Origin of the sequence: Parageobacillus galactosidasius (assembly GCF_002217735.1) — a bacterium.
GTDB classification, from domain to species: domain Bacteria; phylum Bacillota; class Bacilli; order Bacillales; family Anoxybacillaceae; genus Parageobacillus_B; species Parageobacillus_B toebii.
Genome location: NZ_NDYL01000002.1, coordinates 1,042,831 through 1,063,964 on the forward strand (window position 1 = coordinate 1,042,831; position 21,134 = coordinate 1,063,964).

General features: G+C 40.3%; 24 protein-coding genes and 1 pseudogene. 6 read left to right on the forward strand and 19 right to left on the reverse strand.

Features of this window, described 5'->3' with window-relative positions; genetic code table 11:
- Nucleotides 1-17: 17 nt before the first annotated feature.
- From B9L23_RS14870 to B9L23_RS14880, 3 genes are all read right to left on the reverse strand, one after another.
- Nucleotides 18-2,297: a DNA internalization-related competence protein ComEC/Rec2 gene (locus B9L23_RS14870; RefSeq protein WP_089097932.1), complete on the reverse strand. Its 2,280-nt coding sequence runs from the start codon at nt 2,295-2,297 to the stop codon at nt 18-20.
- 31 nt (nt 2,298-2,328) lie between these two features.
- Nucleotides 2,329-2,784 carry a ComE operon protein 2 gene (locus B9L23_RS14875; protein WP_015864560.1) on the reverse strand — a complete coding sequence of 152 codons (456 nt, stop codon included), beginning with the start codon at nt 2,782-2,784 and terminating at the stop codon, nt 2,329-2,331.
- A gap of 96 nt (nt 2,785-2,880) precedes the next feature.
- Complete coding sequence (locus tag B9L23_RS14880) at nt 2,881-3,495, reverse strand: helix-hairpin-helix domain-containing protein (RefSeq protein WP_062752965.1); 615 nt, start codon at nt 3,493-3,495, stop codon at nt 2,881-2,883.
- Between the two features lie 99 nt (nt 3,496-3,594).
- On the opposite strand from B9L23_RS14880, the gene comER reads away from it, so the two are divergent.
- A complete protein-coding gene (gene comER, locus B9L23_RS14885) occupies nt 3,595-4,416 on the forward strand; it encodes a late competence protein ComER (protein ID WP_062677198.1) in 822 nt (273 codons plus the stop codon).
- Between the two features lie 168 nt (nt 4,417-4,584).
- On the opposite strand, the gene B9L23_RS14890 is transcribed toward comER, so the two are convergent.
- The 8 genes from B9L23_RS14890 to B9L23_RS14925 are packed head-to-tail and all read right to left on the reverse strand — an operon-like array spanning nt 4,585 to nt 9,652.
- Nucleotides 4,585-5,328: a class I SAM-dependent DNA methyltransferase gene (locus B9L23_RS14890; protein WP_015864563.1), complete on the reverse strand. Its 744-nt coding sequence runs from the start codon at nt 5,326-5,328 to the stop codon at nt 4,585-4,587.
- Entirely contained in the window at nt 5,325-5,681 is a 357-nt protein-coding gene (rsfS, locus tag B9L23_RS14895) for a ribosome silencing factor (RefSeq protein WP_015864564.1), read from the reverse strand. Before rsfS ends, B9L23_RS14890 begins: the two co-directional genes overlap by 4 nt.
- The gene (gene yqeK, locus B9L23_RS14900; RefSeq protein WP_062677197.1) at nt 5,678-6,256 is read right to left on the reverse strand and encodes a bis(5'-nucleosyl)-tetraphosphatase (symmetrical) YqeK; all 579 of its coding nucleotides are present in this window, start codon (nt 6,254-6,256) and stop codon (nt 5,678-5,680) included. Before yqeK ends, rsfS begins: the two co-directional genes overlap by 4 nt.
- Complete coding sequence (locus tag B9L23_RS14905; RefSeq protein WP_062752969.1) at nt 6,225-6,815, reverse strand: nicotinate-nucleotide adenylyltransferase; 591 nt, start codon at nt 6,813-6,815, stop codon at nt 6,225-6,227. Before B9L23_RS14905 ends, yqeK begins: the two co-directional genes overlap by 32 nt.
- Nucleotides 6,816-6,855: 40 nt before the next feature.
- A complete protein-coding gene (gene yhbY / locus B9L23_RS14910) occupies nt 6,856-7,149 on the reverse strand; it encodes a ribosome assembly RNA-binding protein YhbY (RefSeq protein WP_015864567.1) in 294 nt (97 codons plus the stop codon).
- Nucleotides 7,150-7,157: 8 nt separating this feature from the next.
- Entirely contained in the window at nt 7,158-7,991 is an 834-nt protein-coding gene (aroE, locus tag B9L23_RS14915; RefSeq protein ID WP_089097933.1) for a shikimate dehydrogenase, read from the reverse strand.
- A gap of 33 nt (nt 7,992-8,024) precedes the next feature.
- A complete protein-coding gene (gene yqeH, locus B9L23_RS14920) occupies nt 8,025-9,137 on the reverse strand; it encodes a ribosome biogenesis GTPase YqeH (RefSeq protein WP_216368231.1) in 1,113 nt (370 codons plus the stop codon).
- Nucleotides 9,137-9,652 (reverse strand): YqeG family HAD IIIA-type phosphatase, encoded by a 516-nt coding sequence (locus B9L23_RS14925; RefSeq protein ID WP_062752973.1) that lies wholly within the window; start codon nt 9,650-9,652, stop codon nt 9,137-9,139. The genes yqeH and B9L23_RS14925 overlap by 1 nt, the downstream gene beginning before the upstream one ends.
- Nucleotides 9,653-10,003: 351 nt before the next feature.
- Here B9L23_RS14925 and sda point away from each other — a divergent pair, with 351 nt between their 5' ends.
- Nucleotides 10,004-10,144 carry a sporulation histidine kinase inhibitor Sda gene (sda, locus tag B9L23_RS14930; protein WP_062752975.1) on the forward strand — a complete coding sequence of 47 codons (141 nt, stop codon included), beginning with the start codon at nt 10,004-10,006 and terminating at the stop codon, nt 10,142-10,144.
- Between the two features lie 21 nt (nt 10,145-10,165).
- Here sda and B9L23_RS14935 read toward each other — a convergent pair whose 3' ends face one another.
- On the reverse strand, nt 10,166-10,945 hold the full coding sequence (locus B9L23_RS14935) for a phosphatidylserine decarboxylase (RefSeq protein WP_062677192.1): 780 nt from the start codon (nt 10,943-10,945) through the stop codon (nt 10,166-10,168).
- Between the two features lie 120 nt (nt 10,946-11,065).
- Between B9L23_RS14935 and pssA the strand changes: the two genes are divergently transcribed.
- The 3 genes from pssA to motB all read left to right on the forward strand — a co-directional run bounded on the left by pssA (nt 11,066) and on the right by motB (nt 13,332).
- The gene (gene pssA, locus B9L23_RS14940) at nt 11,066-11,605 is read left to right on the forward strand and encodes a CDP-diacylglycerol--serine O-phosphatidyltransferase (RefSeq protein ID WP_062752977.1); all 540 of its coding nucleotides are present in this window, start codon (nt 11,066-11,068) and stop codon (nt 11,603-11,605) included.
- Between the two features lie 187 nt (nt 11,606-11,792).
- Nucleotides 11,793-12,584, forward strand: coding sequence for a flagellar motor stator protein MotA (gene motA / locus B9L23_RS14945; RefSeq protein ID WP_015864574.1), 792 nt, complete (start codon nt 11,793-11,795; stop codon nt 12,582-12,584).
- A complete protein-coding gene (gene motB / locus B9L23_RS14950; RefSeq protein WP_062677190.1) occupies nt 12,577-13,332 on the forward strand; it encodes a flagellar motor protein MotB in 756 nt (251 codons plus the stop codon). Before motA ends, motB begins: the two co-directional genes overlap by 8 nt.
- Nucleotides 13,333-13,398: 66 nt before the next feature.
- On the opposite strand, the gene ytvI is transcribed toward motB, so the two are convergent.
- The 4 genes and pseudogenes from ytvI to gltP form a co-directional block, all read right to left on the reverse strand.
- Nucleotides 13,399-14,424, reverse strand: coding sequence for a sporulation integral membrane protein YtvI (gene ytvI / locus B9L23_RS14955; RefSeq protein WP_089097934.1), 1,026 nt, complete (start codon nt 14,422-14,424; stop codon nt 13,399-13,401).
- Between the two features lie 80 nt (nt 14,425-14,504).
- Nucleotides 14,505-15,277, reverse strand: a pseudogene (locus B9L23_RS14960) (undecaprenyl-diphosphate phosphatase).
- A 33-nt stretch (nt 15,278-15,310) separates the two neighbouring features.
- Nucleotides 15,311-15,904 carry an undecaprenyl phosphate transporter UptA gene (gene uptA, locus B9L23_RS14965; RefSeq protein ID WP_015864578.1) on the reverse strand — a complete coding sequence of 198 codons (594 nt, stop codon included), beginning with the start codon at nt 15,902-15,904 and terminating at the stop codon, nt 15,311-15,313.
- A 150-nt stretch (nt 15,905-16,054) separates the two neighbouring features.
- The gene (gltP, locus tag B9L23_RS14970) at nt 16,055-17,320 is read right to left on the reverse strand and encodes a glutamate/aspartate:proton symporter GltP (RefSeq protein ID WP_062752980.1); all 1,266 of its coding nucleotides are present in this window, start codon (nt 17,318-17,320) and stop codon (nt 16,055-16,057) included.
- A gap of 205 nt (nt 17,321-17,525) precedes the next feature.
- On the opposite strand from gltP, the gene sigK reads away from it, so the two are divergent.
- The gene (sigK, locus tag B9L23_RS14975) at nt 17,526-18,236 is read left to right on the forward strand and encodes an RNA polymerase sporulation sigma factor SigK (protein WP_062752982.1); all 711 of its coding nucleotides are present in this window, start codon (nt 17,526-17,528) and stop codon (nt 18,234-18,236) included.
- A 544-nt stretch (nt 18,237-18,780) separates the two neighbouring features.
- Here sigK and B9L23_RS14980 read toward each other — a convergent pair.
- From B9L23_RS14980 to B9L23_RS14990, 3 genes are all read right to left on the reverse strand, one after another.
- The gene (locus tag B9L23_RS14980) at nt 18,781-19,011 is read right to left on the reverse strand and encodes a YrhC family protein (protein ID WP_089097935.1); all 231 of its coding nucleotides are present in this window, start codon (nt 19,009-19,011) and stop codon (nt 18,781-18,783) included.
- A gap of 62 nt (nt 19,012-19,073) precedes the next feature.
- Nucleotides 19,074-20,210: a bifunctional cystathionine gamma-lyase/homocysteine desulfhydrase gene (locus B9L23_RS14985; RefSeq protein WP_089097936.1), complete on the reverse strand. Its 1,137-nt coding sequence runs from the start codon at nt 20,208-20,210 to the stop codon at nt 19,074-19,076.
- A complete protein-coding gene (locus B9L23_RS14990; RefSeq protein ID WP_062752987.1) occupies nt 20,211-21,134 on the reverse strand; it encodes a PLP-dependent cysteine synthase family protein in 924 nt (307 codons plus the stop codon).

Consider the following 21,134-nt stretch of genomic DNA (forward strand, 5'->3'; position numbering starts at 1 on the left):
TTTCTTTATTAGTTATGCTATGGCAGCATGACGGAAAAGGTTCCACGATTTTTCGAATAAATATAGCGAATCGCGCCATGCTGGTCTGTCCGCAAAATAATGACATTCCTTTTCCGGAGCCGTTCGATAACATATGGGGAAGGATGATGGTAACGGTTATGTTTGCCGACGGAAATAAGCGCAATCTTCGGCTGTACTTTTTCTAAAAATAACTCTGTTGTAGACGTATCGCTCCCATGATGGGCCACTTTTAACACATCGGCTTCTAAGCGCGGAAAAGCGCTGATTAACTCCCTTTCCCCCGTTTCCTCTAAATCACCCGTAAATAACCAGGATAATCCACCGAGCTTTGTATACAATACAATCGAATGGTTATTATCATCACGATGCGTTTTCCATGGATGAAGTACATAAAATGAAATTCCATCCTCTATCCATCTGTCACCCCTTGATATTTTCACCACTTCTATATTTTGTCGTTCAGCAAGTTGAACAAGTTTTTCTTGTATCGAATTTTTTGTTTCTCCTTTGCCAATGACCATTTGCTTTACAGAAAAATGCCGAATGATTTCTTCTGCCGCTCCAATATGGTCCAAATCTCCATGTGTCGCAATAAGTTTATCGATATATCTCACTCCGTTTGATTTTAAAAATGGAACGACAACGTCTTTTCCTACATCCCACTTCCGCTTTCGTTCCTGCCATGGCTGTCTTTGGTGTGGAAGTGTTCCTCCTGTGTCAATAAGATATACTCCTTTTCGATACGGCAATTCAATGTATATACAATCCCCTTGCCCGACATCGAGTAAAATGACCTCACCGTAACGATCCATATATGGGCTCCATGCATGAAGCGTAATAACGAAGGCGACCCATCCTATACTAAAGTAACGCCGCTTCTCCATTTGTACAAATGCAGCAAAAATCGCGGCCGCATAACAGATAAGAAAAAAGAAAGAAGGCCGGCCAAGAACGAGTGACAACGAATGGTTAGATGAGAAAAATGCAACAACATCGCTAGAGATTACGATAATTTTTTGCAACAGCCAAATAAAAGGAAAAGAAAGAAGCGAATGTATATAATGCGTGCCTACAGCTGCAAACGAAAGCGGCATAATGACGAAGGAATAAAGCGGCACAAAAATAATATTTAGGGGAATGCTCCATAACGAAACTTCGAAAAAATAGTATAAAAGAAACGGAAGGGCGCTCAACTGGGCAATAAAAGCCGTAAAAAAGAGGCGCCAAAAGACAGAATCATGCGACAATATCATTTGGGAAGATAAAATAAGAGCAAATGTTACAATAAACGATAACTGAAATCCGACATCCCATAACATATACGGATCGAAAAGCAGCATCATGACTAGCGTTATACTTAATGCATCGAGCGGCGATAACTTCGATTTCCAGTAATAGGAAACTAAAAAGATCATTGCTGTAAAGGAGGCGCGAATAACAGAAGGAGAAGCGCCTGTTAGCACAATATAAATGGGAAGGAAAATCAATAGGATTATCGTTGCCGTTTCCTTGGTGATAAAGCGAATCAATATGGAAAACATGGCTCCGACTAATAACGTGACATGCAACCCGGAAATGGCTAATAAATGGATTAATCCGAGTTTTTGGTATCCTTCCAAAAGCGTCTCGTCTAATTGCCCTCGTTCTCCGTATAAAAGCGCTTGGACAATTCCAACCGTTTCCGATGGAAAATGTGTTTCTACCGTGTGCAGCCCTTTTTCACGAAGCGAAAGAAGCCATTCATATAACGTTGGGGATGTGTTGTGGCAGTCTTGCAAGGAGATTGATTGGGGTTTGAGAATCCAATGAATATGATGAAATCGTAAATAACGACGATAATCGAAAGCATTAGGATTTCGCGGTAGCGCCGGACGTTCAAGCCTTCCCTTCACCGTGCATACTGCTTTAGGAGTTAAAGAAGAAAGCTCTTGTTTTTCCTGTGCCGATTTTATGTAGTAAATAAGCTGAAGCTTTTCTTTTCCCACTTTGACAATCGATTTTAGTTGATCCCCATCCACCGAAATGGGAGCAATAAAACGAATAGTAAATAACGTCATGTTGCCAGACAGTTTCGTCTTATTATGATGGTCGATATAAACGAAATACATATAAAAAAGGCAAATCGTTATGATAGAAAAAAGAAAGAGGCGCCTTTTTCGCGTGAAAAGAAATATAGCATACAGCACGATAAACACCAAAGAAATGTTCGGCCTCCCGCACCCAGCGATGATCCCAAAAACAGCAGCAAGCGCTATATAAACAATATTCCCCCGCATGGTTTGCGCCCCTTTCCGTAGGCGTGATTTATTATTTTTGCAGAAGTGACAATATTTCTTTATTAAATGGTACGTGTTCTACCCGGACTTTCGCTTGTTCAAAAAGTTCAAGCGCATACGGATGATTTTTGTAATCTTGCGCATAATATACAGCGCGAATTCCGCTTTGAATAATCGCTTTACAGCAATGTAGACAAGGAAAATGAGTTACGTACATTTCTGCTCCTTCTGTCGGTACGCCAAATTTCGCACATTGAATAATCGCATTCATTTCCGCATGGATGGTGCGAACACAATGCCCGTCAATAACATAACATCCCTCATCAATGCAATGAGCGCCGCCGGCAATGGAACCGTTATATCCCCCGGCAATAATTCGTTTATCTCGGACAATGGTGGCGCCAACCGCCAATCGTGTACAAGTGCTGCGCAATGCCAACAAATGGCTTTGTGCCATAAAATATTGATCCCATGTAATCCGTTCCATACTTCCTCCCCCGCTTGTCCATTGCAAATTGATTTTTCCTTCAGAAAGTGCACATATTTTTAGTGTAATGGGCAAGTCAGCAAAGCGTCAACGACATTATGGCACAACAATGTGTTCTTTTATTTTTTCCAACGTCTTTTCTCCAATGCCTGTAACATTTAATAAATCTTCTGCTTTTTGAAACGGTCCATGCTCTTCGCGATAGGCAATAATGGCTGCCGCTTTAGTCGGTCCAATTCCCGGAAGTTGCAATATTTCTTCCTCCGACGCTGTATTAATATAAATTTTCTTGGAATCATTAGAGGAAACAACAGAAGAATCTATGGAAGGAATGTTCGTCTCCCCGCGTTCCGGTACATAAATCATCATTTCATCATGTACTTTTGCCGCCAAATTGACCTTTGTTTGATCCGCTTCTTTTGTAAATCCGCCAGCCATTGCTACCACATCATTGACACGCGCCGTATCCTTTATTTCGTATACTCCCGGTTGGGCAACTGCTCCCTTTATATCGACAATAATTGTTTTGGATTGCACTTTCTCTTCCTTTTTCTCCGATACTTCCATCATCATTTGTTCCGAAGCTAGTATAGAACCTTGTTCCTTTTCGATCATTTCATTGTTTCTAAATAAAATGACCACCGCAACGATGAACACTGCCAAGAGCAGAATATACCATCGTTTGTCATACTTTTTTATTGCTTCCCACATGTCCATCATCCTTTCAAATTAGTCATAAAATAAAGAAAACGCTCATACATATCGTTGAAAAGACTATACGTACTGCAATCAGGGAGGGGGGAGTGAAGCATGGAAATCGGAATGATTGGGACAGGAAATATGGGAAGGATTTTAATTGAAGCGTTTCTTGAATCTGGTTCCGTCAAAGAAGACCAGCTTATTATCACGAATCGTACGTTAGAAAAAGCGCTCGACATCCAGCGCCGCTATCCGGGCGTATACGTTGCTGCCAGCGCGGAAGAAGTGGTACAGAAGGCAACGATTGTGTTTTTATGTGTAAAACCGTTAGATATTCACCCCCTTTTGCAACAATTGTCTTCCTTTTGGACAAAGGAACATTGTCTTGTATCGATTACAAGCCCGATTAGTGTACAACAACTTGAAGCTGCCGTCCCTTGCCACGTAGTGCGCGTTATTCCAAGCATTACAAACCGGGCGTTTGCTGGAAGCACGCTAATCACGGTTGGACAGCGCTGTTCTTCACACTATCAAAACTATATAGAAACGCTATTTCGTCAAATTTCTGCTCCTTGCTATATTAATGATGAAATTACGCGAATCGCTTCTGATATCGCTAGTTGTGGTCCCGCTTTTTTTAGCTATTTGCTTCAACGATTTATTGAGGCAGCCGCCGCAAAAACATCGATTACAAAAGAACAAGCAACAGAATTGACAAGCAATATGATTATTGGATTAGGGGAATTATTGAAAAAGAATCTTTATACACTTCCAACACTGCGAGAAAAAGTTTGCGTGAAAGGCGGTATTACTGGAGAAGGAATTGCGGTGCTTGAAAAAGAAATCGAAGGGGTATTTGAACGCGTATTTGATAAAACACATGAAAAATTTAAAGATGACATCGAAAAAATAAAAAAGCAATTCGGTAGTTAATTATTCGTTAAAAAAAGAAAAAATCCTGCTTAGCAACAAAAAATGTTTTATTCCGTACCGAAGTCAAAATCAATCAATAGCTTTTCTGCCGAAGCCAGCGTGTAATCGCTTTAACGGGCTTTGGCAGAAAAGCATAAAGCTTTAAAAAGAGGGAAGCGCCGCTGTTTTTCATTTTTTCGCAACAAAGAAAACACGTTCCGACGTTTCGCTTGGCGCTTCATCTGTAAAATCCGCGGTTATTTCCAGCACTGTAAATCCCGCTTCCGTCAGCCATTGTTTATACTGATCAATCTCATAGGTGCACTGTCGATGCAGTTCATCATGCCGTTCATATTTTCCATCATCGCCACGGACGAAAAACGTTAATTCATGCTCAACGCTATGCGGCAACGAAAGCGGATAGCAAGACCAAATATAACTGATTTCCTCGTCATTGCTTGTAAATATCGCATCTTGAAAAATATGATCCATTTTATACGTCGAATGAACGTCAAATAACAATAAACCGTCTTCTTTTAACAGTTCATAAATGCGGGAAAAAGTTTGCCGAACTTCACTTTCTTCTAATAAATAGTTGAGTGAATCGCAAAAAATAGTGACACAATCAAACGACGAAAATCCTTCTAATTCCGTCATATTTTGTTGAAAAAATTCAATGGTAACCTGTTGCGCTTCCGCTTTCGCTTGTGCAATAGCGAGCATATTTTCAGACAAATCGACACCTGTGACCAAAAATCCTTCTTTCGCCAATCGAACAGCTAATTCTCCTGTGCCACATCCGACATCAAGAATGCGTTTTGCACCTTGACGTCCATACTGCTTTAGCTTTTTTTGCACAAACGACTGCCATGCATCATACGGCGCTTCATTCATTAATTTATCATACCAATAAGCAAATGACTCATACGTCATTGCTGCAACACGCTCTCCACATCTTCCAACGGCGCATCTCCCCATAAACGTTCTAAATTGTAATAATTGCGTTCCTCTTTATCAAAAATATGGGCGACGATATCGCCTAAATCGACTAAAACCCATTTTGCCTCATGAAACCCTTCTACCCGTTTCACCGGAATATGGTGTTCCTCTGCTTTCTCTTTTATTTCCCGCGCAATCGCTTGTACTTGTTTCTCCGAATTTCCATGACAAATCACAAAATAATCAGCGACAAGAGAAATTCCTTTCATATTTAGGACAACGATATTTTCCGCTTTTTTGTCATCGGCTGCTCGAACAACCAATTGCAATATTTCCTGTTCTGTCATTCTTCACATTCCCCCTTTATTTCCATCATCAACGAATTATATGTGTGAATCGTGTCTGGATAAATGAGCTGATTTTTTTTCAACAAAAATTGAATGGTGTTTTGTAACGATTTTACTAACGCCTTGTTCAGATCTTGTTTGGCCAGATCACGAACTTCATCTACTCCTGGGAATATCCGTCCAGGTTCAATATAATCGGCAAGGTAAATAATTTTTTCCAATAATGTCATATTTGCTCGTCCTGATGTATGATAACGAATCGCGTTTAATATATCTTCATCTTCGATTCCAACTTCCGTCCTTACTAAGTAAGCACCGACTGGAGCATGCCAAAGTTCCGAGTTGTAAGAAAGCAAGTCTTTTGGCATATTTTGCTCTAAAATGATTTGTTTCATTTCTTCTTTCGGACGGAACTTCGCATAGTCATGAAAAATAGCCGCCAATTCCGCTTTTTTCACATCCGCTCCATACTGCTCCGCAAGCTCGATTGCCGTTTCCATAACGCCAATTGTATGTTGATAGCGATGTTCTGTCAATTGTTTTTTAACAAGAGTTAACGCTTTTTCTCGCTCCATATAGCTTTCTCTCCTCAATATAAAGTCTTACACATTCCGGCACTAAATATCGGATTGTTTGTCCTTTTCTTACCCGATCACGAATCATCGAAGAAGATACCGCAAATTGCGGCACTTCTACTTCCATAATCGGATAAGATGTTTCAGTGGAAAACCCAGGCCGCTTTACACCCACAAATGTTACTAGCTGGATCAGTTCAGCAATTTTATACCAGTGTGGCAAATATTCCACCATATCTGCACCGATAATAAAATAAAACTCATGATCTGGGTGCATAGAAAGCAGTTGACGAATTGTATCATACGTATACGACGGTCCTTCTCTTTCCAGTTCAATCGTTTCGATATGAAAGCGCGGATGATCAGCAATCGCTAATTCAAGCATGCGCAAGCGATCTTCGCTTTTTGTCACTTGTTCATGTTGTTTATGTGGAGGGATGCGGTTCGGCATAAACCAAATTTCTGACAACTGAAGAGCATGCAGCACTTCATTCGCCATTAATAAATGCCCGTAATGCGGTGGATCAAATGTCCCTCCAAAAATCCCGATTTTTCTCATATTTTCTTCCCTCCGCCATGCATATGCGCAACTTTGCCGTTTAGCGCGGTAACACAATTTGCTTATTTTCTTTTGACTCCTTATACAATACAATGGTATTCCCAATTACTTGTACAAGTTCCGCGCCCGCTCCTTGTGCAAGTTGCTCGGCGACAACATGGCGATCTTCCTCACAATTTTGCAGCACGCTCACTTTAATAAGCTCACGCGCTTCGAGCGCATCGATAATTTGCTTAATCATATTTTCATTAACTCCGCCTTTTCCAACTTGAAAAATTGGTTTCAAATGATGGGCTTTCGCCCGCAAAAAACGTTTTTGTTTTCCTGTTAACATATGTTATGTTACCCCCTAAGCTGTTCGATCACTATTTTTTTCATACGTTGGACATCCGGGAATATTCCTGTCCATTTTTCAAATGCTAACGCCCCTTGATATACAAACATCCCGACTCCATTTTGGATAATTCCATTTCTTTTTCGTGCTTCCTTCAACCATTTTGTCTCTAATGGATTGTAAATAATATCAGAAACGATCGTTCCTTCTTTCATATTTGCAAGAGAAAGCGGCATTTCTTCCATATTAGGGTACATTCCAACAGACGTCGTATTAATGAGAATATCATATTCTCCTAAACGCTCTTCCGCTTCATTTAACGAGTATACAACTGATGAAACAGAAGCATTACATTCATCAATAAGCTGTTTTGCTTTGGATACCGTTCGATTGCAAATATCGATTTGTTTTGCACCGCGATCGGCAAGAGAAACGTAAATGCCTCTTGCTGCTCCACCAGCTCCAATAAGCAAAATGCGCTTTTCTTTTATATCGACGTTTATTTCTTCCTCTAGCGCCCGAACATATCCAGGACCATCTGTATTATAGCCGATCAATCGTCCATTTCTATTCACGATCGTATTGACCGCACCGATGCGGCGCGCTGTTGGATCCACCTCATCGAGCAATGGCATCACCGCTGTTTTATGAGGAATCGTTACATTTAACCCCGAAATGCCAAGGGCCCTTACCCCGGCAATAGCATCCTTCAAGCGTTCCGGCTCTACATGAAATGCATGGTAGTGTGCGGCAATGTTCATGTTTTGAAATGCATCATTATGCATAATTGGCGATAGGGAATGGTGAACAGGACAACCAAATAACGCATATAATTTTTCCATTTTCTCTTCTCCCCTATTTTACTTACAAAAGAATTAAATCAATGATTTCCTTATTAAGATGTCGACTCCCTTTGGTGCATACGCAACCACTTGCGCTCCTGGTTCGTTGCATGTCACCCAACCAAGTCCGGAAAATACAATGTCTGTCTTTCTTTCTTTTATGGTGAATGTATGCGCCTCTAATGGCGGGAATTGGTCGATATAATGTTTGCGCGGAGGAGAAAGAAGTTCACCTAATTGATTGGCATATAACGCATCCGCTTTTTCTAACTTCGTCCGATGAATGAGCAGCTCATTGGAGAAATAACATACAAAAGACCGTCGTCCCCCTTTTATATAATCAAGCCGGGCGAGCCCCCCGAAAAATAACGTTTGTTGTTCATTCAGCTGATACACTTTCGGATGGATTTCTCGCTTTGGAGTGATGATTTTTAAATCTTTTTTGTCCACAAAGTGCGCCATTTGATGGTGATTAATAATTCCCGGCGTATCATAAATCGCCGCTCCATCATCTAATGGAATTTCGATCATATCCAACGTCGTTCCCGGAAAATAGGATGTTGTAATTACATTTCCTTTCCCCGTTGCCTCTTGAATAATACGATTAATAAACGTTGATTTTCCAACATTCGTACAGCCAACCACATAAACGTCTTTCCCAAACCGATATTTTTCAATCGCCTCCATTACTTTCGCCATTCCGATTCCTTTGACAGCGCTCACTAAACATATGTCAATTGGCTTCAAGCCGAGATCGCTTGCCGATTGTTTCATCCAATGAATAAGCTTTGGATATTTCACCGATTTTGGAAGCAAGTCCACTTTATTGCCAACGAGCAAAATCGGGTTGTTCGCGACAAACCGATGCAATCCTGGAAGCCAGCTTCCATTGAAATCAAAAATATCAACAATTTTTACGACAAGTGCTTCCGACTGTCCGATGCGGTGTAAAATTTTTAAAAAGTCATCATCTGTCAGTGCTACATCTTGCACTTCGTTATAGTGCTTTAAGCGAAAGCAGCGTTGACAAATGACTTCTTCTTTTTCTTTTTCTAAAACGCTTTTTGGTGCATACCCAGGTTTTGTCTCATCTTCCGATTGAATTAGCGCTCCACAGCCAATGCAGCGAATTTGTTGTTCCACCATCATTCCTCCCAATAAATCATGCCTTTTTTACGCATCATATTTAAAATTATCCGTTCTATCTTTCGGTTCAATCGAGTCCAAAGCCCATCTGTCTGCGCAACCGGTACAACTAAAATGGTATTTAATCCTAACCGGTTTCCTCCAAACACATCGGTTAGCAATTGATCACCGATGACAACAACTTCATCTTTCCTCAATTGCATCATCGATAACGCTTTTTGGAAAGCGCTTGTCAGCGGCTTCCGTGCTTCGAAAATAAACGGAATGCCAAGCGGTTCCGCGAAAGATTGCACCCGCTTTTTATTATTATTCGATACGATGATCACCTTAATGCCCTCTTGCTTCATATTCTCAAACCACTCCATTAGCTCCGGAGTGGCGCTTGGACGATCCCACTCGACAAGCGTATTATCTAAATCTGTAATGATTCCTTTAATTCCTTTTTCTTTTAACTCACTAGGAGTAATATCCAGTACACGTTTGACAAACTGGCTTGGCAAAAAATAATGAAGCATGTCCATCACCTTACCTTTTTAGGCACTGACTTTCGGCTTTTCTGCCTTTAACCATCATACCTAATTTTCACTAGTCTTTCAAAACAAACTTTGACAAATATATACAATCACAAAAATTTTTTCGACAAAGTTCGTTATCCCCAAAATTGTGGATAAGTTTTGTCCACATCATTCACAAGCATAAAATCAGATCCCGACAACCTTATAAACATGTTTTCCACATGTTATCCACTTGTTGTTGTGGATAACAGAACGGTTGTTCTACATCGGAAATCATGGTACAGTTAAAGTAACTTACCATTATATGTATTGACTGCAAATCATATTCCATTGCTGAAGGAGGTTTTCAGCATGAAATATCTATCCGACGAGCTATTAATCGAATCATATTATAAAGCAAAAGAATTAAAATTAAGCCCGGAGTTTATTGAATTAATTGAAAGAGAAATTCGCCACCGTTCGTTAGAACATAAAATTAAGCTTTCATCATAATAGCCTCCAGGGCTTTTTTTTTTATTTTAAATAGCCAATCCGTTCCCCTACTTTCACTCCCATCGGCACCACAATTCGTTCATCAAGCTCAACACTGTCTTTTTCAAACAATAAAACGACGGTAGATCCAAAAGAAAAATAGGCAATTTCTTGCCCTTTCGTAAGATGCTTGCTCACATGGGTAAGCTCAATGCTGTTGACAAACATCGCACCTATTTTTACAATCGCGATATGTTTTCCGTTTGCAGCTACTTCTGTAATCATGCGATAGTTTTTCGATAACGGCCGCTTTCCATATTTTAAGCCAAGGCGGTTGACAGGGTACGATTTTTTTCCAAGAGCCCATTGTTTTTGCACAACTCCAGATATTGGGCTATGGATGCGATGATAATGGCTTGGGCTTAAATACAAAATAATGAATAATCCGTTTAAATATTTTTTTGCCGCTTCGCCGCTTCCAAGCATTTCTGCAATCGAATATGTCTTGCCCTTAACGACGATTTCGCTATTTTCACGGATCACACCGATATCTTCAATAATCGCATCAACAGGGCTAATAACACTGTTTTTCGTTTGATCAATCGGTCTTGTCCCCGCTTTTAGCTTGCGAATAAATAGTTGCTGCAACGTTTCATAATTTTTTAAGTTTTTTTCCATTTCTTCCTGATTAATATCATAAATTTTTGCATACGATGGAATAAGTAATGCACTTAAGCGGGACTTCGTAAAAATTGCGATCATTTTTGATGAAAGTGAATGATTCGTCAATTCAATCATAAGACGATACAACCATTTTAACAAATATATTCCCTCCAATTTATGGCGGTCATGTTTTTTACTACTTTTCATATTATAAATAAAATGAGTATAATTGTAGTAGACTTTGTTTGCCGCGTTTTAGAGCGAAAAGGAGTGAGGAGAATGTTTTTATTGGATTATTTAGATTACACATTAAAAAAGCTAAAAGCAAATATGGCAAATATTTTAACGATGACCAATTTATCACTAGGTGGTTTTTCCGTCTTAACGACGTTAAAAGGGCAGCTTAATGTCAGTTTGCTTCTCGTTTTTTTAGCAGCCTTAGTCGACCGCTTTGATGGGGCTGTTGCCCGCAAATTAAATATTGAATCAGAACTCGGAAAACAATTGGACTCCATGAGTGATATTATATCATTTGGAGTAGCTCCTGCGTTGTTAATTTATCAAAGCCTGCTGCATGAATTTGGCGCGCCTGGTGCGTTTTTTACGATTTTATACATCGGCTGCGGCGCCTTTCGTCTTGCTCGTTTTAACATTACAGAAAACAGCGGCTATTTTTCGGGACTTCCAATTACAGCTGCGGGAGTACTGCTAACATTAAGCTATTTAACGATTCATTATTTTCCTCCGCAATTTTTCATTTTCCTTATGATTACATTGTCGTTTTTAATGGTTGGAACATTTAAATTGAAAAAAATATAAAACAAACATAGGAAGACTGTCCTTTCCAAAATGAAGTCATAATGGATTGGGCAGCCTTTTTTATTTTCTATTCACACCATTTTCTCTTTTCAATCCTTATTATTAATTATATGATAAATGTGAATTCATTATAAAGTACAAATAACATATGAATATGGTGTTTTAAGAAATAACGGGGGGATTTCATTTGGACAAAACATCCATTATCGGCATTCTTCTTGGTATTATCGCTGTAGGTGTTGGAATGTACTTTAAAGGTGTCAATCCAAGCGTATTAATTAACCCTGCAGCGATTTTAATTATTATCGTTGGAACTATCGCTTCTGTTACCATCGCTTTTCCAACTCGCGAAATTAAAAAAGTGCCAAAACTGTTCGGCGTGCTTTTTAAAGAACAAAACATCCCAACCATCGAAGAATTAATTCCATTGTTCGTCGATTGGGCGAACGTGGCTCGACGGGAAGGATTGCTCGCACTGGAAGCAAAATTAGACGAAATTGATGATCCATTTTTACGAAATGGTTTGAGCATGGCAATTGATGGGCAGACACAAGATTTTATTCGCGATGTAATGACAGAGGAAATTGAAGCGATGGAAGAACGGCATGAAGCGAATGCAGCCATTTTTTCGCAAGCAGGTACATACGCGCCAACACTTGGGGTGCTAGGAGCGGTCATCGGGCTAATTTCGGCATTAGGCAATATCGATAACATTAGCGAGCTCGGCAAAGCAATTAGCGCGGCATTCGTCGCAACACTGCTGGGAATTTTCACTGGGTACGTGTTATGGCATCCATTTGCCAATAAATTAAGAAGAAAATCAAAAGAAGAGGCGAAAATACGGCGAGTCATGATTGAAGGGGTCCTTTCCATTCTAGAAGGACAAGCACCGCGGACAATTGAACAAAAACTTGCTTCCTATCTTCCGGAAACTGAACGCAAGAAAATTGTAGAACAGGGAGAAAAAAGAAATGAGTAAGAAAAAAAAACAAAAACAAGAAGAGCATATTAACGAGTCATGGCTTATTCCGTACTCTGATTTATTAACGTTATTACTCGCTCTTTTTATCGTTTTGTTTGCAAGCAGCCAAATCGATCAAAAAAAATTCCAGCAAATCGCCCGGTCATTTAATACAGCATTGGCTGGCGGAACAGGTGTGCTTGATTTTGAAAGCCCAATCGAACCGGAAACCCCGCCTTCGCCATCAAAACAAGAACATAAACAGCAACAAAAAAATTTAAATAAAGAAGATAAAGAAGAGTTGCATGCCGTACAAGAAAAAATTGATACATATATCGCGGAAAAGCATTTAAATGGGAAATTACAAACTTCTTTAACAGATGAGGGGCTGGCGATTACGATATTAAATGATATTTTATTTGATTCCGGAAGTGCAGAAGTACGACCAAAAGATCGAAAGCTAGCTAAAGAGATTTCCCAACTGCTTGTCATGAATCCGCCGCGAAATATTATTATTAGCGGGCATACCGATAACGTACCGATTCACAATGCGCAATTTGCTTCAAACTGGGAACTAAGCGTCATGCGTGCTATAAATTTTATGAAAATATTATTGGAAAATCCCGAGCTCGACCCGCGTTGGTTTAGCGCGAAAGGATACGGAGAATTTAAACCAGTAGCGCCCAATAATACTCCTGAAGGGCGGATGAAAAACCGGCGCGTTGAAATCTTAATTTTGCCAAAAACCGAAGCTTCCCGTCAATAATTTGACGTTTCCATCTCTCTCCCTATTGATGAAAAAGGCTGGCAGATGTTTGCCAGCCTTTTTATGCTAAAGCTTAATAGAAAATTTAATCACTCCTGCTTTTACCATTGTTTCCACCAAAATCACAAATGCTGGACCAATAAACAGCCCGATAAAACCTAACAGTTGAAATCCTAAATAAACGCTCACTAATGCAGCCAAAGGGGAAATGCCTAAATTGGTTGAGAAAACTTTCGGCTCAATAATACGACGCACTACCGTAATAATCACAAATAATACAATGAGACCGATCCCTAGACCGCTATTGCCATTCGCAATACTTATTATCCCCCATGGCACTAACACCGAGCCAGTCCCTAAAATCGGCAAAATATCCACAACAACAATTAGCAGTGCCATAATAACCGCATAATCCACTTTCAACAACAATAAACCGGCCAATGCAAGGAAAAAAGTGATGAGACTTAACAAAAATTGCGCTTTAATAAACCCGATGCCAGCTTTGCTTAATTGCGTCACAACCATCGCTAACCGCTGATGTGTACGTTCAGACAAATATTTTTTGAGCCTCTTTTTTAACTTTGGCAAATCTAAACTAATTAAAAACAGCGCTACTAAATATACTAAAAAATGAATAAGAAAGCCGGGAATAAGCGTGATAAAATGAACAATCGACTGCGTCGAATTCGTCGCAAATTCCAAAAGCAAACGTTGTATCGTTTCGACGCTGTTTTCCAACGAAGCGATAATCTCTTTTGGAATCGAACTCGAATACGATTCCCATGTTTGAATAAACTTATTAAAAACTTCTGTCGCTTCACTCAAAAAATGTGGCAGTTTTTGCGAAAATGTCATAATTTGCTGCACAAGTATGACAATAAGAAAATAAAACGCAAAGCCAACGATAATAAGAAATAACGAAAAAACCGTCGTTACTGCATGCACCCGTTTCAGCCGGTAATTGTTCTGCAAATTTTTTACTGCTGGCTCTAATAATAATGCTGTCGCTAATGCAAAGACAAGCGGCAAGCTATACGGCAGCAAAAATAAACCTATTGCAATCACGAAGGCAATAATAATAAACTTTTTCACTATCATACCCCATTCAATTTGATTTTACTTCGCAACTTCTATTATAAATATAGCGAATGGAGTAAAGACAATCAACAACATTAAAATCTCCCTGCTATTTGGAAAACGAGAACAATCATCCCAAGAAACCATACATACATCGCAAATCCTTTTAATGAATGACGCTTTCAATAGTTAATCATCCAGCGCACTGCAATATAGCCAAATAACGCCGAAGAAACCGTCCCGATCATAAGCGAGCTTACAGAAATATTTTCTACTTTCCCTTCCAATAAATCTAGTGATTGCAAAACGATTCCTCGCGCAATCGCTGGAATTGACAACAAAAACGAAAAATATGCTGCTGTTTCGCGATCGAGTTTACGCAGCAACCCCGACAATCGTAAGCCCCGAACGTGAAATCGCCGGAAAAATGGCTGCCGCCTGAAATGTCCCGATCACAAACGCATCGGTATATGTAGTGTCATCCATTCGTTTATACCCATGCTTTACACCATCAGCTATCCAAAGAAATAAGCCAGTTACTAAAAATTCCCATCCAATAGTCGCCCCTGTCTTAGAAATTTCTTCAAAGTAATAAACAACTGCCCGACAACAACTGCTGGAATCGTCCCTATCACTAACAAAAACGTTAGCTTGCTAAACGGCTTGCGAATCATATAGACAATTCCTCTTTGTAAATGACAAACACGGCTAACAGGGTGCCGATATGAAGCATAGTATCAAGGAATAACCCCGCCTCATCAAGCCCAAACAAATGTCTCCCCAAATATAAATGTCCCGTACTGCTGATTGGCAAAAACTCCGTAAGCCCTTGAATCATTCCTAAAATAAACGCCTCTATTTTTGTCATCGTTCTCTCCCCCAACATTCCCCTTAAAAACAATTATGTTCGTTTTCGACGATAAACTTGAAGCACAATATAAATGACAGTAACCACAATCGCAACGATGATCACCGGTCGCAAATAAGGCCGGGCAATCTCATCAATTTCCTGCCAGTGGCTTCCTAGCCGTTCCCCTAAAAAAATAAAGAAAATAGACCATGGGATAACCGCACATGTTGTATAAAAGGTAAATTTCTTCCATGACATTTTTGCGATACCAGCTGGAATAGAAATGGCATGGCGCACAACCGGAATAAAGCGCGCGGTAAAAATGACGCCCGAGCCGTATTTTTCAAACCATTGCTCTGATAAATCGAGATGTTTCTTTTTAATCAATAAATATTTTCCATACTTATCAAGAAACGGTCTTCCCCCGTAGTATCCCATCCAATATAGAAAAAGCTGGGCGATCGTTCCGCCGATGGTTCCAGCTATCACCGCTCCAACAAATGATATTTCCTCACGTGATACTAAATACCCCGCATATGCCAGCACAATTTCACTTGGAATCACCTCAATCATTAATGCTAAAGCAATTCCGATATATCCTAAATCCGCTAAAAATGTAAAAATACTTTGTATGAATTCGTGCATGGTTCTTCCTCCTATGTATTATGTACTCTTAGCCAAGCATCTCATTACAACCTTATTCAGCACCAAATTATACTATACTACGTGGAAGAAAAAAATAAGTCCTTATACTGAAAAAGCTGTCCTTTTCTAGCAGGACAGCTTTTTCAGTATTTATGCACTTTGCTGCAATTGCGCGATGTATTGTTTTCCTTTTTCTTCGTTATATTGGCCTTCCCATTTTGACATAATGATCGCTGCTAACGAGTTGCCAATAACATTCACTGCTGTGCGCGCCATATCTAAAATACGGTCGATTCCAGCGATAAATGCTAATCCTTCTATCGGAATCCCAACCGTGCCTAACGTAGCAAGCAGCACGACAAAGGATACACCCGGCACCCCAGCGATTCCTTTCGAAGTCACCATTAACACAAGCAAAAGCGAGATTTGTTGAGAAATCGGCATGTCAATACCGTACAACTGCGCGATAAAAATGGCCGCCAACGCCTGATATAACGTAGAACCGTCTAAGTTAAAGGAATACCCTGTCGGAATGACAAAGGATGTAATCGCTTTTGGACAACCGAAATTCTCCATTTTCTCCATAATTTTCGGAAGAACGGTTTCCGAACTTGCTGTACTATAAGCAAGAATTAACTCATCTTTCAAAATTTTTATAATATGAAAAATATTTATACCAAATAACTTAGCAACACCGCCAAGCACGACAAAGATAAAGAACACCATCGTTGCGTAAACAACAATGACGAGCTTGCTGAGCGGAATAAGCGACTCTACCCCAAACTTAGAAACGGTTACACCAATCAGCGCAAACACGCCGAACGGCGCAAACTTCATAATTTGGTTTGTTACATAAAACATCGCTTCTGCTGTACTTTGGAAAAATTGAAGAACTGGCTTTCCTTTTTCGCCAATCGCCGCTACTCCTAAACCGAACATAACAGAGAAGAAAATGATCGGCAGCATATCCCCTTTGGTTAACGATTCAAAAATATTTTTTGGAACAATATTAACAAAAGTTTCTACCATCGAATGATGCTGCACTTCGTTTGTTGTATCAACATAGCTTTGAATATCGGTTTTTTCTAATGATTTCATATTAACGCCGGTCCCTGGCTGAAAAATATTCGCTGCCAATAAACCGACGACAATCGCGATCGTTGTGATAATCTCGAAATAAATAATCGTTTTGCCGCCTAATTTTCCAAGCTTTTTCAAATCCCCAACGCTGGCGACTCCAACTACAAGGCTAGAAATAACAATCGGAATGACAATCATTTTGATTAAACGAAGGAAAATATCCCCAATAGGCTGTAAATAAGTGGCAACCTTCGGATTTCCATAAAAAATGGCTCCCACGATAATCCCTAGAATGAGACCAATAAAAATTTGCCAAGCTAATCCAATTTTTCTCATTCATTCGCCCCCTTCTTTTATGACATTTTTAGACAAAAAGAGACAAAACTATTCTACTATCATATTTTCGTTATGTCAAGAATATTCATATAATATTGTCATTGAATTCCAATTTCTTTTTTGTGTCCAAACACGTACAACCCCGCTTCATCATATACATAAGTAATAGGCAATCGCCTAAAACAATAAAGGTGGGGGTAACACGATGTCAGGCATTTTATCTGCGTTCACATTCCTCATTAAGGAATTAGTGTTTTTAGTATCATACATTAAAAACAATGCATTTCCCCAACCGTTAAGCGCCAAAGAAGAAGAAAAATACTTACAGCTTATGGCGAAAGGAGATGAACAAGCTCGTAATATTTTAATTGAACATAATTTACGCCTCGTTGCACATATTGTAAAAAAATTTGAAAATACCGGCGAAGATGTAGAGGATCTAATTTCCATTGGCACCATCGGTCTTATTAAAGCAATCGAGAGTTACTCTCCTGGCAAAGGGACAAAATTAGCGACATATGCAGCTCGCTGCATTGAAAACGAAATTTTAATGCATTTGCGCTCATTAAAAAAAACACGAAAAGATGTCTCGTTGCACGAGCCGATCGGGCAAGATAAGGAAGGAAATGAAATCAGCCTGATCGATGTCTTGAAATCGGAAGGAAACGATATCATCGATGAAATTCAGCTAAATATGGAACTCGAACAAGTGAAAAAATATATCGATGTGCTCGATGAACGGGAAAAAGAAGTGATTATCAGCCGCTTCGGCCTTGATATGCAGCGGGAAAAAACGCAGCGGGAGATCGCAAAAGAACTTGGCATCTCAAGAAGCTATGTATCGCGCATCGAAAAGCGCGCATTGATGAAAATGTTTCATGAATTTTATCGGAATGAAAAGGAAAAGCGGAGATAGCCTCATACCTTCGCAAGACAAAAGGAGCAATTGTTAAGTGATTGCTCCTTTTTCTGTTTAACCGATTGCCTTAACTTTTCGTACCAGTCCATATTTGACCTCCTTATGAAATTGTTATGACCGAAAAAGATATTTTTAATATGTCCCGTCAATAATTCTTTTAAACAAAAAAGAATTCTGGATACATAGTAAATTATTCCTGATACTTGATCCAGAGGTGAAAGAGCATAGCTCTCACGCACATAAAAACGGGACAATCATGATGACTGTCCCGTTTTTTTCACTATAGTTTTTATCTACTACATACAGTTCGTTTTGCTGATTAATTTTGCGCTTCCACACTTACTTCCGCCGTTATAATCAATGCTATCGTTGCAGTAATCACAATCCCCATCACCATGGCGAACATCCCAATATTCCTCCCCTATCATTCTTTAACTATTATTTTACATGTGAAAATAATGCATTTCTTTGCATGGTTTTGAACATTTTATGAAACTTTTTAAAGAAAAACACCTGCTCTTCTAAACGAAGAAGCAGGTGTTTATTCATCTATTTCACGCAAAAGCCGAATATATTTGATCGCTCGTTGAAAAAAGGAAAACGCGCCGATTAACAATATCGCAATGAAAGGAAGCAAATACGCCTTTTTCTCTGGCGCAATTGTAGGAAGAAGCGTGCCAATATACAAAAAGACGCTTAATGCCAGCAATACACCAGCAAACATTTTATAATCAGCCGCTTTTTCCTTCCAATGCTGTTTTTGTTGTTCCATCGTATCCCCCACTTTCCATCCTTAACTGTACCATATGGGACAGCAAATGTGGGGATGTAATTTTAACCATGCAATGCTTGGGCTAAATCTTCGATTAAATCTTCCACATCTTCCAATCCGACAGAAATGCGGATCAGCCCATCAGTAATGCCTAATTGTTCGCGGCGTTCTTTCGGAATGGATGCGTGCGTCATTTTCGCCGGCAGCGAAATTAAGCTTTCAACCGCTCCCAAGCTTTCTGCGAGCGTAAAATAGCGCACACGGTTTAACACTTGATCCGCTTTCTCCGCACTTCCGACATCAAAAGAGACCATGCCGCCAAATCCACGCATTTGTTTTTTGGCAACCTCATAGTTTGGATGTGTTTCCAATCCTGGATAATACACTTTTTGGACCGCTGAATGGTTCACTAAAAATCCAACGATTTTTCTCGTGTTTTCTTCATGCTCCTCCATGCGCACGCCAAGCGTCTTGATGCCGCGCATTAAAAGCCATGAATCTTGCGGGCCGAGAATTCCTCCGGTAGAGTTTTGAATAAAATGCAGTTTTTCTGCTAACTCTTCCGAATTGACAACTGCCAATCCAGCAACAACATCGCTATGGCCGCCTAAATATTTCGTCGCGCTATGGACAACAATGTCGGCGCCAAGGGCAAGCGGCGTTTGCCAATACGGGGTGCTGAACGTGTTGTCGACGATCGTAAGCAAGCCATGCTTTTTGGCGATGGCGGAAGCAGCTTGAATGTCCGTAATTTTTAAGAGTGGATTGGTTGGCGTTTCAATGTAAAGCGCTTTCGTATTCGGCTGGATATGTTTCTCGATGTTGGAAAGGTCGCTTGTATCAATAAAAGTCGATTCAATCCCCAAGCGATTTAGCACTTTCGTCATGACGCGATATGTGCCGCCATACACATCGTCCGTTAAAATGACGTGATCGCCGCTGTTAAACAGCATCATGACCGCCGTGATCGCCGCCATTCCGGAACCAAACGCAAAACCGGCATAACCTTCTTCTAAATCTTTAATCAGCTCTTCTAATGCGTGGCGGGTTGGATTGCCGGTACGCGAATATTCAAAGCCTTTATGGCCGCCGATTCCTTCTTGTTTATACGTGCTGACTTGATAAATCGGAACAGAAACCGCTCCCGTATGCGGATCACCTGAGATGCCGCCGTGAATCAGTTTTGTTTTTCGTCTCATTTAAATCCCACCTTCATAAATTTTTTTGCTTAAATACCGCTCGCTGCTATCCGGGAAAATAACAACGATATTCGTTCCCGGTTTCGCCTTTTTGGCCTCAAGCAACGCGGCGTGAAACGCAGCGCCTGAAGAGCTTCCAACAAGCAGCCCTTCTTTTTCGGCAAGTTCTTTTACCCACTTAAACGCGTCTTCATCGCGAATCGTATGAATCGCATCAAAATAGCTTGGATCCATATAATTCGGCAAAAATTCCATTCCGATTCCTTCTGTTTTATGCGGCCCCGGCTCTCCGCCGTTTAAAATCGACCCTTCTGGTTCGACAATGACTGTTTTAATGTTTGGGTTTTTTTCTTTTAAAAACGTTGCCGTTCCCATAAACGTTCCGCCTGAACCGGCCCCGGCGACAAATATATCGATTTGTCCGTCAAGGTCATCCCATAGTTCCGGGCCGAGCGTTTTATAATATGTTCTTGGGTTGGCCGGGTTGGCAAACTGCTGCGGGCAATAGGAGTTAGGGATTTCACGGGCAAGCTCTTGCGCCTTGCGGATCGCTCCTTGCATTCCTTCGCTCGTTGGTGTATGGACAATCGTTGCTCCGAGCGCTTTCATGATTTGCTGCTTTTCGATGCTGAATTTCTCGGGAACGCAAAAAATCACGTTGATGTTTTTGCCAATCGCCGCCAACGCCAACCCAATGCCAGTGTTTCCCGCCGTCGGCTCAATGATCGTTCCGCCTTCTTTTAATTTTCCTGTCTCTAATGCGTCGCGCAATAACTCTTGGCCAAGCCGGTCTTTAATGCTGCCTCCCGGGTTGAAATATTCCAATTTGGCAAATATGCGAACACCCTCGGGCAACGGAATTTGCGTAATTTCCACCACCGGCGTATATCCAATCAGCTCATGCACATTTTTGGCCACTCGCAT

Bases quoted from the DNA above. Each gene is read 5' to 3' on its own strand.
- B9L23_RS14870 (WP_089097932.1), bottom strand. From the start codon at position 2,297: ATGCGGGGGAATATTGTTTATATAGCGCTTGCTGCTGTTTTTGGGATC.
- B9L23_RS14875 (WP_015864560.1), bottom strand. From the start codon at position 2,784: ATGGAACGGATTACATGGGATCAATATTTTATGGCACAAAGCCATTTG.
- B9L23_RS14880 (WP_062752965.1), bottom strand. From the start codon at position 3,495: ATGTGGGAAGCAATAAAAAAGTATGACAAACGATGGTATATTCTGCTC.
- comER (WP_062677198.1), top strand. From the start codon at position 3,595: ATGGAAATCGGAATGATTGGGACAGGAAATATGGGAAGGATTTTAATT.
- B9L23_RS14890 (WP_015864563.1), bottom strand. From the start codon at position 5,328: ATGACGTATGAGTCATTTGCTTATTGGTATGATAAATTAATGAATGAA.
- rsfS (WP_015864564.1), bottom strand. From the start codon at position 5,681: ATGACAGAACAGGAAATATTGCAATTGGTTGTTCGAGCAGCCGATGAC.
- yqeK (WP_062677197.1), bottom strand. From the start codon at position 6,256: ATGGAGCGAGAAAAAGCGTTAACTCTTGTTAAAAAACAATTGACAGAA.
- B9L23_RS14905 (WP_062752969.1), bottom strand. From the start codon at position 6,815: ATGAGAAAAATCGGGATTTTTGGAGGGACATTTGATCCACCGCATTAC.
- yhbY (WP_015864567.1), bottom strand. From the start codon at position 7,149: ATGTTAACAGGAAAACAAAAACGTTTTTTGCGGGCGAAAGCCCATCAT.
- aroE (WP_089097933.1), bottom strand. From the start codon at position 7,991: ATGGAAAAATTATATGCGTTATTTGGTTGTCCTGTTCACCATTCCCTA.
- yqeH (WP_216368231.1), bottom strand. From the start codon at position 9,137: ATGGTGGAACAACAAATTCGCTGCATTGGCTGTGGAGCGCTAATTCAA.
- B9L23_RS14925 (WP_062752973.1), bottom strand. From the start codon at position 9,652: ATGCTTCATTATTTTTTGCCAAGCCAGTTTGTCAAACGTGTACTGGAT.
- sda (WP_062752975.1), top strand. From the start codon at position 10,004: ATGAAATATCTATCCGACGAGCTATTAATCGAATCATATTATAAAGCA.
- pssA (WP_062752977.1), top strand. From the start codon at position 11,066: ATGTTTTTATTGGATTATTTAGATTACACATTAAAAAAGCTAAAAGCA.
- motB (WP_062677190.1), top strand. From the start codon at position 12,577: ATGAGTAAGAAAAAAAAACAAAAACAAGAAGAGCATATTAACGAGTCA.
- uptA (WP_015864578.1), bottom strand. From the start codon at position 15,904: ATGCACGAATTCATACAAAGTATTTTTACATTTTTAGCGGATTTAGGA.
- gltP (WP_062752980.1), bottom strand. From the start codon at position 17,320: ATGAGAAAAATTGGATTAGCTTGGCAAATTTTTATTGGTCTCATTCTA.
- sigK (WP_062752982.1), top strand. From the start codon at position 17,526: ATGTCAGGCATTTTATCTGCGTTCACATTCCTCATTAAGGAATTAGTG.
- B9L23_RS14980 (WP_089097935.1), bottom strand. From the start codon at position 19,011: ATGGAACAACAAAAACAGCATTGGAAGGAAAAAGCGGCTGATTATAAA.
- B9L23_RS14985 (WP_089097936.1), bottom strand. From the start codon at position 20,210: ATGAGACGAAAAACAAAACTGATTCACGGCGGCATCTCAGGTGATCCG.
- B9L23_RS14990 (WP_062752987.1), bottom strand. From the start codon at position 21,134: ATGCGAGTGGCCAAAAATGTGCATGAGCTGATTGGATATACGCCGGTG.